Here is a 13746-nt window from a genome sequence, read left to right on the forward strand (position 1 = left end):
CTCTGCCAAAGGGACGCAGTGGGGAAAATTCATCATTATATCGGCGCGTTGACCGGCGCCCTCTTCCTGTCGGCCTGTATTCCGGCCACCACCGCTCCGGCTCCGCGCGCCCCTTCGGTTGCGCATAATGCGCCGGCCTCCGATTTCGAGCGCGGTTCGCTTGGGGAGGTTGTCGGCGGCGACGCGCGACCGACCTGGACGCTTCAGCCCGTCGCAGCCAACGCCCGCGATATTGCCGCCTCGACCTATATCGTGCGCCCCGGCGACACGCTGCGCGCGATCGGTGCGATGACCGGTGCGGGGTCCGAGGCCATCGCGATGGAGAACGACCTTGCGCCGCCCTATACGCTGCGCCCTGGGCAACAACTGCGGATTCCGGCGGGTCGCTACCACCGCGTCGCCGCGGGCGAGACCGGCATCGGCATCGCCCATGCCTATGGCGTCGATTGGGGCGAGGTGGTGACGATCAACGCGCTTGCCGATCCCTATATCCTGCGCGTCGGGCAGCGCTTGCGCCTGCCTGCTTCGGCCCGGCCGCTGACCCCTGAGCAGGTCGATGTCGCCGCGCGCGCCGCCGCCTTCCGTCTCGACATCGACGATATCATGACCGGCAGCCAGCCCGCGCTCGCCGCCAGAACGCGCCCCGCCGCCTTTTCGGGCCGTTTCCAATGGCCGCTGCAGGGCAAACTGATCGCACGTTTCGGGCCGCTTGCGCCCGGCAAGGTCAATGACGGGATCAACATCGCCGCCGCGCGCGGGACGCCGATCCATGCCGCGGCGGCCGGGGTGGTCGCCTATGCCGGCGATCAGATCGCGGTCTATGGCGGCCTGATCCTGATCGACCATGGCGGCGGCTGGATGAGCGCCTATGGCCATGCGGCCAAGATCAACGTCCAGCGCGGACAGGCGGTCAAGGCGGGCGAGGTGATCGGCCTCGCCGGCGCCACCGGGCAGGTGCAATCGCCGCAACTCCATTTCCAGCTCCGCAAGAATCGGATACCCGTCGATCCGATGAAGCAGTTGCCGCCGCGATGAGCCGTCGTCCGTCCGACCGACTGAAGCTCCAGCACCGGTTTCAACCGCTGCGCCGCGCGAGCAAATGGCCCGTCTGGGCGGATGTCACCGCGCGGCTCGGCCTTGCCTTCCTGCTGATCGCCTTCGTTGTTCTGGTTCACTGGATCGATCGCGCCGGACTGAAGGACAGCCACGACGGCCACATCAGCTTCCTCGACGTCGTCTATTTCACGATGATTTCTGTCACGACCACCGGGTTCGGCGATATTGCGCCGGTATCGGACCGCTCGCGCCTGATCGAGGCGCTGATCGTGACGCCGATCCGCATCGCCGTGCTCTTCATCTTCGTCGGCACGGCCTATAGTTTCGTCATCAAACGCACATGGGAAAAATGGCGCATGGCTCGCATCCAGGCAAAACTCACCGATCACATCGTCGTTCTGGGCTTCGGCGTCAGCGGCGGCGAGGCGGTTCACGAACTGATCGCGCGCGGCACCGATCCCGCTTGCATTGTCGTCATCGATCCGTCGCGCCAGCGCATCAATGCCGCCGAAGCGATGGGCTGCAACGTGCTGGAAGGCGATGCATCGAGCGACGAAACCTTGCTCGATGTGCGGATCGCCCAGGCCCGCTCGGTGCTGGTATCGGCGGGACGCGACGACACGTCGATCCTGATCGTCCTGACCGTCCGGCATCTTGCGCCGCAGGTACCGATCAGCGTCGTCATCCGGACTCAGGACAATGAATTGCTCGCGCGGCAAGCGGGTGCGAACGACGTCATCAACCCGGTCAGCTTCACCGGGCTACTGCTCGCCGGATCGGCGCAGGGCGCGCATATCGCCGATTATATGGCCGACCTTGCCTCGGTATCGGGCAAGGTGCAGCTCAACGAACGCCCGGTGCGGCCCGAGGAAATCGGCAAGAGCATCGACGAACTTGCCAGCGGCGGCCGCGGCCTGCGCATCTATCGCGGCGGTCAGCCGATCGGTTTCTGGGAAGCGGGTGCAAAATCCCTGCAGAGCGGCGACATATTGGTCGAAGTCATCCCGTGCGAGGCGTGCGAAGCCGATTAGGCTTTACGCCCAAGCAGCGGGCGCGTGACAAGGGCGCAAAAATCGCCTATGCGCGCGGCCGATCATGACAATCAAGACCCTCCCCGCCCAGCCGAAAGTCGGCATGGTTTCGCTCGGCTGTCCGAAGGCACTCGTCGACAGCGAACGGATTCTGACCAAATTGCGCGCCGACGGCTATGGCCTGTCGCCCGACTATGCCGGCGCCGACGTGGTGCTCGTCAACACCTGCGGCTTCCTCGACAGCGCGAAGGAGGAAAGCCTGGAGGCGATCGGCGAGGCGATGGCGGAGAATGGCCGCGTCATCGTCACCGGCTGCATGGGCAACGAGGCGGAGGTCATCCGCGCGCGTTTCCCCAACGTCCTCGCGGTCACCGGCGCGCATCAATATGAACAGGTTGTCGACGCGGTCCACGAGGCGGCGCCCCCGACTCAGGGGCCGTTCGTTGATTTGATCCCCGAAGGCGGGCTGAAGCTCACACCGCGCCACTACAGCTATTTGAAGATCAGCGAAGGCTGCAATCACAGCTGCGCCTTCTGCATCATCCCCGATCTGCGCGGCAAGCTCGTCAGCCGCCGCATCGACGCGGTGCTGCGCGAGGCTGAAAAGCTCGTCGCGGCAGGGACGAAGGAGTTGCTGGTGATCAGCCAGGACACCTCGGCCTATGGCGTCGACATCCGGCACCAGCCGCGCGAATGGAAAGGCCATGAGGTGCGTGCGCACATGACCGAGCTCGCGCGCGAGCTCGGTCAGTTAAAGACTAGCGACGGTCGCGCGCCGTGGGTGCGGCTCCACTATGTCTATCCCTATCCGCACGTCGATGCGGTGATCCCGCTGATGGCCGAGGGGCTGTTGACGCCTTATCTGGACATCCCCTTCCAGCACGCGAGCCCGAAGGTTCTGAAGGCGATGAAGCGCCCGGCGAACGAAGCAAAGGTGCTCGAACGGCTGAAGGCGTGGCGCGCGATCGCACCCGACATCGCGATCCGCTCCAGCTTCGTCGTCGGTTTCCCCGGCGAAACTGAAGAGGATTTCCAGTATCTCCTCGACTGGCTCGACGAGGCGCAGCTCGACCGCGTCGGCGCCTTCCGCTTCGAACCCGTCGCGGGCGCGCAGGCGAATGCCCTGCCCGATCCGGTCCCCGAAGAGGTCAAGGAAGAACGCTATCAGCGGATCATGGCGAAGACCGCAGCGATCAGCGCCGCCAAGCTTGACGCCAAGGTCGGCCGCACACTTGCCGTCATCATCGACGAAGTGGGCGAAGCCGACGAAGACGGCAGCATCGGCGCCACCGGGCGCAGCCAGGCCGACGCGCCCGAAATCGACGGGCATGTCTATCTGCGCGATGTCGCCGCGACGCTGAAAGCCGGCGATATCGTCGATGTGGTGGTCGAAGATGCCGACGAGCATGACCTGTTCGGGGTCGTCGCAGACTGATCGCCCTCTTCCTGATGCGCGCAAATTGTTGGAACGGCTTTCGCCGATCGATGTTATCTGACAGATATCGATCGGGGACAGGGCCATGCACGCGATCAAGGGGCTGATTGTTGCATCATGTCTGGCGGCTACGCTCGCCGGCTGCGATCCCGCGAAGGGCGGCGACGAAGCTCCGCCGCATGCCACCGACACGGCGCCCACCCCCTCGCAAACGTCGCTGATCGCGATCCCGGTCAACGCCGACATCGCCCCACTGAAACGCGAACTCGAACGGGCGATCCCAAAGACGCTGTGGACGATCAACCGGCGCGAAAGGGCCTGCGTCGAACCGCAACGCGTCAAGCTGTTCGGCAAGAAGGTAAAGGTGACGCCGGCGATCCCCTGCACCATCGTCGGGCAGGTCGCGCGCGGGGCGCTGCGCATGCGCGGCGAAGGAAACGAGATCGTCGTCGATGTACCGCTGCATGCGCGCATCAGCGCGCGCGACGTCGGCGGCGTGCTGAAGGGTGAAACCGCGACCGGATCGGCAATGGCGCATGCGCGCGTGCGCGTCGATCTGACCAGCGACTGGCGGATGCAGGGTAAGGCGCGGATCAGCTATGGCTGGACCAATCCCCCCGGCATCGACTTTCTGGGCCAGCGCATCACCTTCACCGACGAGGCGGATGAAAAGCTCCGCCCGGTGATCCGCGATGTCGAACGCGAAGTGAATCGCGAGATCGCCCGCATCAACATCCGCGCCCAGGCGGCCGACATCTGGCGCCAGGCCTTTACGACGATCGAGCTCAACCGCGAAAATCCCCCCGTGTGGATGCGGGTCACGCCGCAGCGTATCCTGTTCGGCGGATTCCGCGTCAATGGCCTGCGGCTCGACCTCAATCTCGCGGTCGAGGCGGTGACCGAAAGCTTCGTGTCGAACCGGCCGCAGGATCCCGCGCCGACGCCGCTGCCGCGGCTGGTGCGCGAAATGCCCAAACCGCATTTCGACGTGCGCGTGCCGGTGATCGCCGATTATGCGCAGCTCGAACCCGTGATCGCGCGCGCGCTCGCCAAACGATCGCTGCGGCCGTTCGACCTGCCCGCCGTCGCTCCGGTCGATGCGCGCATCGGCAAGGTCACTGTCTATGGCGCCCCCGACCACAAGATCGCGGTAGGGGTCGACATGGACGTGCTGCCGGTCGGCGCGAAGCGTGCGCCCACCCGCGGCCGCGTCTGGCTGACCGCGCGTCCGGTGAACAAGCCCGGATCGGCCGAGGTTCGCTTCACCGATCTGCACGTCAAGGGCGACACCAACGGGATCAAGGGCGACATCTTCGTGCTGTTGGCACAGCAACCCGATTTCGCGCCGATGATCGCCGACGCGCTGACCCAGAATTTCACCCGCGATCTCACCGAACTCGAAGCCAAGATCCGCCGCGCGATCGACCAGCGACGCGAAGGCGACTTCGTCATCAGGACCCGCATCGACAGTTTCGAAACCGGCGAGATCAAGGCGTATGGCAATGGCCTCTACCTCCCCGTCCGCATGGTCGGGGCGGCGAGCATCGACTATCGCCCGGCGAAATGATCAGAACAGGCGCGTAAGCGAATAGAAGAGCGCTGCAACGATCGCACTCGCCGGGATGGTGATGAACCAGGCGACGACGACGTTGCTCGCCACGCCCCAGCGCACTGCACTGGCGCGGCGCGCGACACCGGCGCCGATGATGCTGCCGGTGATCGTATGGGTCGTCGACACCGGAATGCCGAGCAGGCTGGCGGTGAACACCATGATCGACCCGCCGGTCGAGGCGGCAAAACCCTGATGCTGCGACAATTTGGTGATGCGTCCGCCCATCGTCTCGATAATCTTCCACCCGCCCGACAAGGTGCCGAGACCGATCGCGATATAGCAGCTGATCGCTACCCAGTGGGGCACATGGAAATCACCGGTCAGATAGCCGGTCGAATACAGCAGCACGGTGATGACGCCCATCGTCTTCTGCGCGTCGTTAAGACCGTGGCTGAGCGAATAGGCGGCCGATGAAACGAGATGCAGGCGGCGGAACGTCACTTCGGCGAATTTCGCGGTCGAGCGCCGGAACGCCCAGCTGCTGAGCAGCATCACGAGCATCGAAAGCAGCATGCCGAGCAGCGGCGAGAGGAAGATCGCGATGACCGTCTTGTTGAGCCCCGACCACTGGATGCCCTCGAATCCCGCATGGGCGATGCCCGCGCCGACGATGCCGCCGACGAGCGCATGGCTCGACGAGGACGGGATGCCCTTCAGCCAGGTCACGACATTCCAGAACATCGCGCCGACCAGCGCGCCGAAGACCACCGCTGGCGTGACCAGATCCTTGTCGATCAGCCCGGCGCCGATCGTTTCTGCCACCTTGTGCAATTGCGGAAAAGCGAGGCTCAGGAAATAGGCCGCGAAGTTGAAGAAGGCGGCGAACATCACCGCCTGCACAGGCTTCAGCAGCCGCGTCGCGACAACCGTCGCAATGCTGTTTGCGGCGTCGTGCAGGCCGTTCAGAAAGTCGAACGCCAGCGCGAGGAGGACCAGCCCGACGAGAAGAGGAAATGCCAGTTCGTGCATGAGCGCCCGCCCCGCTTACGCGTGGTCGATAACCAGACCGTCGATTTCGTTCGCGACATCCTCGAACCGGTCGACGACGCGCTCGAGGTGGCTGTAGAGTTCGCGCGCGATCATGAAGTGGATCGTGTTCGACGCCCCATGTTCCTTGAACAATCGCTTCAGCCCCGCCGCGTGAATCTCGTCGGCATGCCCCTCCATGCGGACCAGCCGCTCGGTGAGTTCGTGCAGGCGGGTACCGTTCGCGGCGACATTGCGCAGCAGCGGCAGCGCCTCGACCGTCAGCCGCGCGGCATCGACGATGATCGCCGCGATATCGCGCATTTCGGCGTCGAATTCCTTGACGTCGTACAGGTCGATCGCGCCCGCGGTCTTCTGCATCTCGTCGATCGCATCGTCCATCGAGGCGATGAGGTCGGTGATCGCGCTGCGATCGAAGGGGGTCAGGAAGGTGCGACGAACGGTCTGCAGCACCTCGCGCGTGATCGCGTCGGCGTCATGCTCGCGCTCGACGATCTCCTGGATATGGTCGGCCATGCCCTCGCCGCCCTGGAGCAGCCGCGCCAGCGCTTCCGATCCCGCGGCGAGCGTCGCAGCATGCGCTTCGAACAGGTCGAAGAAATTGCCCTGCCTCGGGAGCAGGCGCTGGAACCAGGCAAACATGCGATTGACCCCTGTCTTTTCCGCAACGTTGAACATGACCCCCGATCGCTGCGCCGCGACGCGAAAGCCGCTGTCGCCGAAGGACCGGATAAGGGCCTGAAGATCGGGTTCGTCGACCGCCCCCGCGGCCTCGTCGAAAGTGAACCAGCGCCGCTCGCGCTCGTCCATTTCCTTCCATTCGGAAAGCTCCCGCGTCACGGCGAGCGGAAACACTTCGACATTGTACATGATCGCGGCGCCGTTCGCGCGGCGCTTGCGATATTCATAGCTACCGATCGAGGTCGGGCAGACCGCGCCGATCACCCCCGCCTCTTCCTCGGCCTCGACCGCCGCCGAAGCGTGGCGGTCCATCCCGGTCAGCGGATTGCCCTTCGGGATCACCCAGCGGCCCGTGCCGCGCGAGGTGATGAGCATGATTTCGGTGGGGCCATCCTTGCCCACGCCCGCGAATCGATAAGGAAGCACCGCAATTTGACGCATAAACCGGCCGAAATCCTAAACTACCGCCGGAGCCGCGGTGTTTCATTGCCATTCGGTGACGCCCCTATGACAATATTGTGACAGCGGCAATGGCGCATTGGCCGCGATGCCCTTTCCGTAAACGTCAATTCGATTGCAAAATGCAACGCTGTGCGTAAGCTGCGACCTTAAAGACAAATGGGAGACGAAATGATGGCAGGCATGGACAGCCCCGTGGATCAGGACGTTCTGATCGTCGGCGCCGGCCTTTCGGGCATCGGCATGGCCGCGCATCTCCAGATGCACAGTCCCGACCGCAGCTTCGCGCTGGTAGAGCGGCGGGCCAATCTGGGCGGCACCTGGGATCTGTTCCGCTACCCCGGCATCCGGTCGGACAGCGACATGCACACGCTGGGTTTCGTCTTCGAACCGTGGCGGCACGAAAAGTCGATCGCCGACGGCCCTTCGATCCTCGAATATCTCAACCGCATCGTCGACGAGCGCGGCATCCGCGAGCATATCCGCTTCAACAACAAGGTTGTCGGCGCCGACTGGGACAGCGCCGCCGCGCGCTGGACCGTGACGATGGAAGACGACAAGGGCGCGGTCAGCACGACGACCGCGCGCTGGCTCTACCTCGGCTCGGGCTATTATGATTATGACGAGCCGTTCGACGCCAATTTCACGGGGCGCGAGGATTTTGCGGGGCAGATCATCCACCCGCAATTCTGGCCGAAGGATTTCGACTATTCGGGCAAGAAGGTCGTGGTCATCGGATCGGGCGCTACCGCGGTGACGATCGTCCCGTCGATGGCGGACAAGGCCGCGCATGTGACGATGCTGCAACGCACGCCGACCTGGTATGCCATCCGTCCGGCGAAGGACGGCTTCGCCAATTTCCTGCGCAAGGTCCTGCCCGAAAAGACCGCCTACCGGCTGACGCGGTTCAAGAATATCCGCCTTCAGGACATCGTTTTCCGCCGCGCGCGCGAAAAGCCGGAAAAGGTTGCGGATTTCCTGACCAAGAAGCTGAAGCAGGCGCTCGGCGACCGTTACGATCCCGTCGCTTTCACCCCGCCCTATAATCCGTGGGACCAGCGGCTCTGCCTTGTCCCCGATGCCGACTTTTTCGAAGCGATGAAGGCGGGCAAGGCCTCGGTCGTCACCGATCATATCGAACGCTTCGACAAGACCGGCATCCAGCTCAAATCGGGCCAGCATCTCGACGCCGACGTGATCATTACGGCGACCGGCCTCAAGCTCGCGGTCGCGGGCAAAATCCCCGTCCGCGTCGATGGCGAGCCGGTCGCGTGGAACGAGCATTTCTATTACAAGGCGTGCATGTTCTCGAACGTGCCGAATTTTTCGGTCGTCTTCGGCTATCTTAACGCCAGCTGGACGCTGCGCGCCGACATCGTGTCCGAATATGTCTGCCGCGTCCTCAACCATATGCGCGATACGGGCACGACGGTCGCGACGCCGCTGCTCGCAGACCCGACGAGCCTGACCGAAGAGAATATCTTCGACTTTTCGTCAGGCTATATCCAGCGCGCGCTCCACATCATGCCCAAAAATGCCGACAAGCTGCCGTGGCGGCTCAGCCAGAATTATGTCCAGGACCGCATCGACATGCGCACCGGCCCGGTCGACGACGGCGTGCTCAAGTTCGGCAAGGCGGCGTCGGTATCGAAGGAGGCATCGGCCCCGGCCCTCGAAGCCGCGGAGTAATCGGCGGGTTCGGTTTTCGCCATATCCAAAGGATTGGTGGCGACCGGTTGCGGGCAGCAACCGACCTTCTTGGTATCGTCATCCCGGACTTGATCCGGGATCCATTGTTTCGACGCTGCGTGAATGGATCCCGGATCAAGTCCGGGATGACGAAAGAAGGACTATTCAGCGCCACCTTTCCGCTCACCCTGAGCTTGTCGAAGGGTGCTCAGAACCATCCTTCGACAAGCTCAGGGTGAGCGGCTGGGGAAGTGGCAGCGTCCGCTTCCCACCCAAAAGCCGCCATCGGTCGCTACACGTTGCGCCCCGAGCGCCTTCTAATCGACGTGATCCGGCTTCCCCTTGGTCGATCCCGACGCAAAGTCTTCGAGCTCCTTTTCGCTCATCGATTCGTACATCTCCTTCGATGCACCCCGAAGCTCCGATTTCGGCGTATCGCCGCGCTTCGCGCTCAGCGCGGCGCCGGCGGCCTTTTGCTGGGCCTTGGACTTGGCTGGCATGACATGTCTCCTGCTTGCCCCTCGTCCGACCAACGCGTGACCGGCTGCTTCAGTTCAGCGGCAGGAAATCGCGCTGATATTCGGGCTTCACCACCTTCACCAGCGCGCCGGTTACGGGGACGTTGATCTTGTAGTTGCCCTCGGCATAGGGGCCGATCTCATAGGGCGCGATGCCGATCGTCAGCCGGTCGAGATATTTGCCGTCCGACGATCCCAGCCACACGGTCTGCGTCGACGCGGCGGGACATTTTTCGAAGATGCCGTCGGGATCGTCCGACGGCGCAATGCCGCGCGCGGCCTTGGCACGCACGATCGCATCGCAGAAAGGCTTGCGGATCGCGGCGTCAAACGCTTCGCCGCTGGTAAACAGGTCGAGCGGCTTCAGCCGGATCGCGCGGTTACGGTCCCAGATCAGCGTGTCGAAACTCGTCATGCCGTGCGCGCCGCCGGTATAGGTTGAAATGTCGCTCGACAGGCTCAGGAAGCGCGGCGTGTTCGTCACCCGCTCCCACGCCTGCAAATGGCTGTGCGCGTGATAGGGGAAACCCTCCTTCTTCGCCGCGTCGCGGTCGCGCGTCGCATCGGCGATCAGCGCCTCGCGCTTCTTGGCGCGATCATTGTCGAGCCATTTCGCAAGGTCCGGGATCGCGGCGGCCTCGCGCGGATAGCTGTAGGCGAATTCGATGAGGTCGCTGCTTTCCTTGACGTCCGAGGCAGTCGCGGCCTTCGTCGCCACATCGTCGGCGGCGCCTGGCGGCGCGCCCGGAACCGACGCCGCCGCGACCTTTTCGGCCGGGGTCGGTTCGGGCTCTTTCGAGCAGGCGGAACACAGGGTGGCGGCGATCAGGACGATCGGAAGGCTTTTGCTTGTCATGACAGCTCCAACGCGGGGAATCGACAAAGTTTCCGGGGAAGCCTAGCAGAATTTGCATGACCGATTATTCCGACCTGATCCAGCCCGACAAGGGGCAGGATGCACGCACCATCCACCTTGTCGACAAGAAGAGCTATGACGACTGGCTGAAGAGCCGCAGCGCGCGCGAACGCGCCGCGCTTGCGGCCATGCGCTACAAGCCTGACGGCTATGCTCACGCCATCCTTCCGGGCGACGACGCCGAAAGCTGGTCGGTCGTCACCGCGGTCGCCAATGTCGACAATCTGTCGGCCTGGTGTCTCGCCAAAATCGCGCCACTCTTGCCCGAGGGGCGCTACCGGCTCGACGGACGCCAGCCCGGCAAGGCGCTGTTCGGCTGGATGAGCGGTCAGTATCGCTTCGACGCCTATCGCAGCAAGGAAGAGGCAGGCAGCGGCCCGCGCGTGCTTTTGACCGCCGATGTCGGCGCAATTGCGCCGATGGTGGCCGAAATGCGTGCAACGGCGCTCGTCCGCGATCTGGTCAACACGCCCGGTGCCGACATGGGGCCCGCCGAGCTTGAAAAGGTGGCCGAACGGATCGCCAAAGCGCATGGCGGCAAGCTGACCGTAACCAAGGGCGAAGCGCTCGAGCAGGGATATCCGATGATCCATGCGGTCGGGCGCGCTGCAGCAAAGCATCATGCGCCGCGGCTGATTGAAATTCATTGGGGCAAGGCGGATCACCCGCGCGTTGCGCTGATAGGCAAGGGGATCAGCTTCGACAGCGGCGGGCTCGACATCAAACCCGCATCGGGCATGCGGTTGATGAAAAAGGATATGGGCGGCGCTGCGCATGCGCTCGCCCTGGCGCAGCTCATTATGGAAAGCGGCCTGCCGGTGCGCCTTCACTGTCTGGTTGCCGCGGCCGAAAACGCCATCTCGGGCGATGCCTTCCGGCCCGGCGATGTGCTGAAGAGCCGCAAGGGGCTGACGGTCGAAATCGGCAACACCGATGCGGAGGGCCGCCTTGTCCTCGGCGACGCGCTGACCAAGGCGGGCGAGGAAGCGCCCGAACTGCTTGTCGACTTTGCGACGCTGACCGGCGCGGCGCGGGTCGCACTCGGCCCCGACCTGCCCGCGCTCTATGCCAATGAAGATGCGCTCGCCGACGATCTGCTCGCCGGCGGTATCGATCGCGACGATCCCGTCTGGCGCATGCCGCTGTGGGACGGCTACGCCGATCTGCTCGAAACCGATATCGCCGATCTTGGCAATGCCGGTTCCTCGTCGTTTGCCGGTTCGATCACGGCGGCCTTGTTTCTCAAGCGCTTCGTGCCCGACGGCGCCGCCTGGGCGCATTTCGACACCTTCGCGTGGCGGCCTTCTGCGAAGCCCGGGCGGCCGAAGGGCGGCGCGGCGCTGGGGCTGCGCGCGGCCTGGGCGATGTTGCAGGCGCGCTACGACCGGCGCGCCAAAGGTTGAACATCCTTGATAAAGCGCCGCGCGCTGCGCTAATGGCGCGCGATTGTCCGCCGTGGGCGGATCGACCGGAAAACAGGATAGCCAGTGAACGCTGACAGTGGTGACAATCTAGCGACCAATCGCGTGCGGATGGGGCGCCCCGGCGTTGCGGGCGCGGGCCGCGACCGCTTCGGGCTCGCAGGCACCTCGCAAAGCTATGATCCGCGCATCGTCGCGATCCGTCCCGACCTTGCCGACATCGCGGTCGCCGGCAAGTATTTCGCACCGCATTATGCGGCGCCGATGATGATGAGCAGCGTCCTGCCGGCCGCCGTGTTGCGCGGCACGCCGTCGCCCGATGCCGAACAGACGAGCGAACTTCTCTATGGCGAGGGTTTCGCGCTGCTCGACCTGACCGGGGGCTGGGCCTGGGGTTATAGTCTGGCCGATCATTATGTCGGCTATCTCGCCGCCGATGCGCTCGGCGCGCCGATTGCGCCGACGCACCGCGTCGCCGCGACCGAGGCCATCTTCCACTCCGCCCCCGATGCCGCGAGCGGCGGTTCGGCGGTGCTGCCGATGGGCGCGCTCGTAATGGGCGAAATTGCCGGCGAGTGGCTCGCGACCGCGCACGGCTACCTACCGCTAGGCGCTCTGGTCGATGCAGACAGCCAGGTTGCCGATGCCGCGGTGGTCGCCGAAGCGATGATCGGGGCGCCCTATCTGTTCGGCGGCCGCACGAAGCGGGGCATCGATTGTTCTGGGCTCGTCCAGCTCGCTTGGGCCGCGGCGGGGGTGCAGCTTCCGCGCGACAGCGATCTGCAACTCGCTGCGCTCGGTGCCGACAAGGATGTCGCCCAGGGCGATTTGCAGCGCGGCGACCTCATCTTCTTCCCCGGTCATGTCGGGATCATGGCCGACGCCGACACGATCATCCACTCGAGCCGCCGCTGGATGGCGGTCCAGGCCGAGCCGCTCGCCGATGTCGTGGCGCGGTCGGCCGCCAAGGGGCATGAGCCGGCCGTCACCGGCTGCAAGCGGCCGCGCTGAGCCATGACGAGCGTGTTTATTGACGGTGCCGCCGGCACCACCGGGCTTGAAATCGCCGACCGGCTGGCCGGGCGCCAGGAATTTTCGCTGCTCCAGCTCGACGAGGCGCGGCGCAAGGATGCGAGCGCGCGGCGCGAAGCTCTGAACGCCGCCGATTTCGTCATCCTCTGCCTGCCCGACGATGCGGCGCGCGAAGCGGTGGCGATGATCGACAATGACCGCACGCGCGTCATCGACGCGTCGACCGCGCACCGCGTCACGCCCGGCTGGGTCTATGGCTTTCCGGAGGTCGTCGGCCATGGCACGGTGGCCGAAGCGATGCGCGTCAGCAATCCCGGCTGCTATTCGACCGGCTTCATCGCGCTCGTCGCGCCGCTGGTCCGCGACGGCCTCCTCCCCGCCGACTGGCCCTATAGCTGCCACGCCGTCAGCGGCTATTCGGGCGGCGGTAAAAGCCTCATCGAGCGCTTCAAGGCCGACCCCGACATTGCCTGGCGCGGCTATGCGCTGTCGCTGGGACATAAGCATGTACCCGAAATGCAGGCGCGCTGCGGGCTGACGGTCGCCCCGCTATTCTCCCCCGCTGTCGTGCCGGCGCATCGCGGCATGGTGGTCGAGGTGCCTTTGCCGCTTGGCGCGATGTCCGGCGCCGCGCCGGTCGATGAACTCCGCGCGGCGCTCGCCGACTTTTATGCGGCAAGCCCGATCGTCGTGATGGGCGACGCCCCCGCGGACGGCGAAATGCTGCTGCGCGCATCGGACCAAGGCGACGATCGCATTGCATTGTTCGTCTTCGGCGATGCCGACGGCAGCCAGGCGCGGCTCGTCGCGCGGCTCGACAATCTGGGCAAGGGCGCGAGCGGCGCTTGCGTACAGAACCTCAACATCATGGCGGGCCTGCCCGAAACGGCGGGGTTGCGGCTTTAGGCG

General features: G+C 64.9%; 12 protein-coding genes. 8 read left to right on the forward strand and 4 right to left on the reverse strand.

All coding sequences use genetic code 11. The annotated features are described in order from the left end of the window. The first annotated feature begins 18 nt into the window (after positions 1-18). From EBMC1_RS12660 to EBMC1_RS12675, 4 genes are all read left to right on the forward strand, one after another. Positions 19-1035: a M23 family metallopeptidase gene (locus EBMC1_RS12660; protein ID WP_003047387.1), complete on the forward strand. Its 1017-nt coding sequence runs from the start codon at positions 19-21 to the stop codon at positions 1033-1035. Next, a complete protein-coding gene (locus EBMC1_RS12665) occupies positions 1032-2087 on the forward strand; it encodes a potassium channel family protein (protein ID WP_003047390.1) in 1056 nt (351 codons plus the stop codon). Before EBMC1_RS12660 ends, EBMC1_RS12665 begins: the two co-directional genes overlap by 4 nt. A 64-nt stretch (positions 2088-2151) precedes the next feature. After that, positions 2152-3522 (forward strand): 30S ribosomal protein S12 methylthiotransferase RimO, encoded by a 1371-nt coding sequence (gene rimO / locus EBMC1_RS12670; RefSeq protein ID WP_003047393.1) that lies wholly within the window; start codon positions 2152-2154, stop codon positions 3520-3522. 85 nt (positions 3523-3607) lie between these two features. Beyond that, positions 3608-5089, forward strand: coding sequence for a DUF4403 family protein (locus EBMC1_RS12675; protein WP_003047396.1), 1482 nt, complete (start codon positions 3608-3610; stop codon positions 5087-5089). Here EBMC1_RS12675 and EBMC1_RS12680 read toward each other — a convergent pair whose 3' ends face one another. Then, positions 5090-6103, reverse strand: a complete 1014-nt coding sequence (locus tag EBMC1_RS12680; RefSeq protein WP_003047399.1) for an inorganic phosphate transporter — start codon at positions 6101-6103, stop codon at positions 5090-5092. Positions 6104-6118: 15 nt separating this feature from the next. Then, the gene (locus EBMC1_RS12685; protein ID WP_003047402.1) at positions 6119-7243 is read right to left on the reverse strand and encodes a DUF47 family protein; all 1125 of its coding nucleotides are present in this window, start codon (positions 7241-7243) and stop codon (positions 6119-6121) included. 201 nt (positions 7244-7444) lie between these two features. Here EBMC1_RS12685 and EBMC1_RS12690 point away from each other — a divergent pair, with 201 nt between their 5' ends. Beyond that, positions 7445-8950, forward strand: a complete 1506-nt coding sequence (locus tag EBMC1_RS12690; RefSeq protein WP_003047406.1) for a flavin-containing monooxygenase — start codon at positions 7445-7447, stop codon at positions 8948-8950. A gap of 317 nt (positions 8951-9267) precedes the next feature. Here EBMC1_RS12690 and EBMC1_RS12695 read toward each other — a convergent pair whose 3' ends face one another. Both EBMC1_RS12695 and EBMC1_RS12700 read right to left on the reverse strand, forming a co-directional pair. Further along, positions 9268-9450: a DUF3008 family protein gene (locus EBMC1_RS12695; RefSeq protein ID WP_003047410.1), complete on the reverse strand. Its 183-nt coding sequence runs from the start codon at positions 9448-9450 to the stop codon at positions 9268-9270. A gap of 49 nt (positions 9451-9499) precedes the next feature. Further along, positions 9500-10324, reverse strand: coding sequence for a DUF3298 and DUF4163 domain-containing protein (locus EBMC1_RS12700; RefSeq protein WP_003047413.1), 825 nt, complete (start codon positions 10322-10324; stop codon positions 9500-9502). A 56-nt stretch (positions 10325-10380) separates the two neighbouring features. Here EBMC1_RS12700 and EBMC1_RS12705 point away from each other — a divergent pair, with 56 nt between their 5' ends. From EBMC1_RS12705 to argC, 3 genes are all read left to right on the forward strand, one after another. Beyond that, positions 10381-11787 carry a leucyl aminopeptidase family protein gene (locus tag EBMC1_RS12705; protein WP_003047417.1) on the forward strand — a complete coding sequence of 469 codons (1407 nt, stop codon included), beginning with the start codon at positions 10381-10383 and terminating at the stop codon, positions 11785-11787. A gap of 84 nt (positions 11788-11871) precedes the next feature. Further along, on the forward strand, positions 11872-12816 hold the full coding sequence (locus tag EBMC1_RS12710) for a C40 family peptidase (RefSeq protein ID WP_231292924.1): 945 nt from the start codon (positions 11872-11874) through the stop codon (positions 12814-12816). Between the two features lie 3 nt (positions 12817-12819). Beyond that, positions 12820-13743, forward strand: coding sequence for an N-acetyl-gamma-glutamyl-phosphate reductase (gene argC / locus EBMC1_RS12715; protein WP_003047424.1), 924 nt, complete (start codon positions 12820-12822; stop codon positions 13741-13743). Positions 13744-13746: the final 3 nt, after the last annotated feature.

Origin of the sequence: Sphingopyxis sp. MC1, assembly GCF_000371385.1 — a bacterium.
Classification (GTDB): domain Bacteria; phylum Pseudomonadota; class Alphaproteobacteria; order Sphingomonadales; family Sphingomonadaceae; genus Sphingopyxis; species Sphingopyxis terrae.

What these genes read in the sequence shown, in the direction of transcription:
- EBMC1_RS12665 (WP_003047390.1), top strand. Translation starts at nt 1,032, where the DNA reads ATGAGCCGTCGTCCGTCCGACCGACTGAAGCTCCAGCACCGGTTTCAA.
- rimO (WP_003047393.1), top strand. Translation starts at nt 2,152, where the DNA reads ATGACAATCAAGACCCTCCCCGCCCAGCCGAAAGTCGGCATGGTTTCG.
- EBMC1_RS12675 (WP_003047396.1), top strand. Translation starts at nt 3,608, where the DNA reads ATGCACGCGATCAAGGGGCTGATTGTTGCATCATGTCTGGCGGCTACG.
- EBMC1_RS12680 (WP_003047399.1), bottom strand. Translation starts at nt 6,103, where the DNA reads ATGCACGAACTGGCATTTCCTCTTCTCGTCGGGCTGGTCCTCCTCGCG.
- EBMC1_RS12685 (WP_003047402.1), bottom strand. Translation starts at nt 7,243, where the DNA reads ATGCGTCAAATTGCGGTGCTTCCTTATCGATTCGCGGGCGTGGGCAAG.
- EBMC1_RS12690 (WP_003047406.1), top strand. Translation starts at nt 7,445, where the DNA reads ATGGACAGCCCCGTGGATCAGGACGTTCTGATCGTCGGCGCCGGCCTT.
- EBMC1_RS12695 (WP_003047410.1), bottom strand. Translation starts at nt 9,450, where the DNA reads ATGCCAGCCAAGTCCAAGGCCCAGCAAAAGGCCGCCGGCGCCGCGCTG.
- EBMC1_RS12700 (WP_003047413.1), bottom strand. Translation starts at nt 10,324, where the DNA reads ATGACAAGCAAAAGCCTTCCGATCGTCCTGATCGCCGCCACCCTGTGT.
- EBMC1_RS12705 (WP_003047417.1), top strand. Translation starts at nt 10,381, where the DNA reads ATGACCGATTATTCCGACCTGATCCAGCCCGACAAGGGGCAGGATGCA.
- argC (WP_003047424.1), top strand. Translation starts at nt 12,820, where the DNA reads ATGACGAGCGTGTTTATTGACGGTGCCGCCGGCACCACCGGGCTTGAA.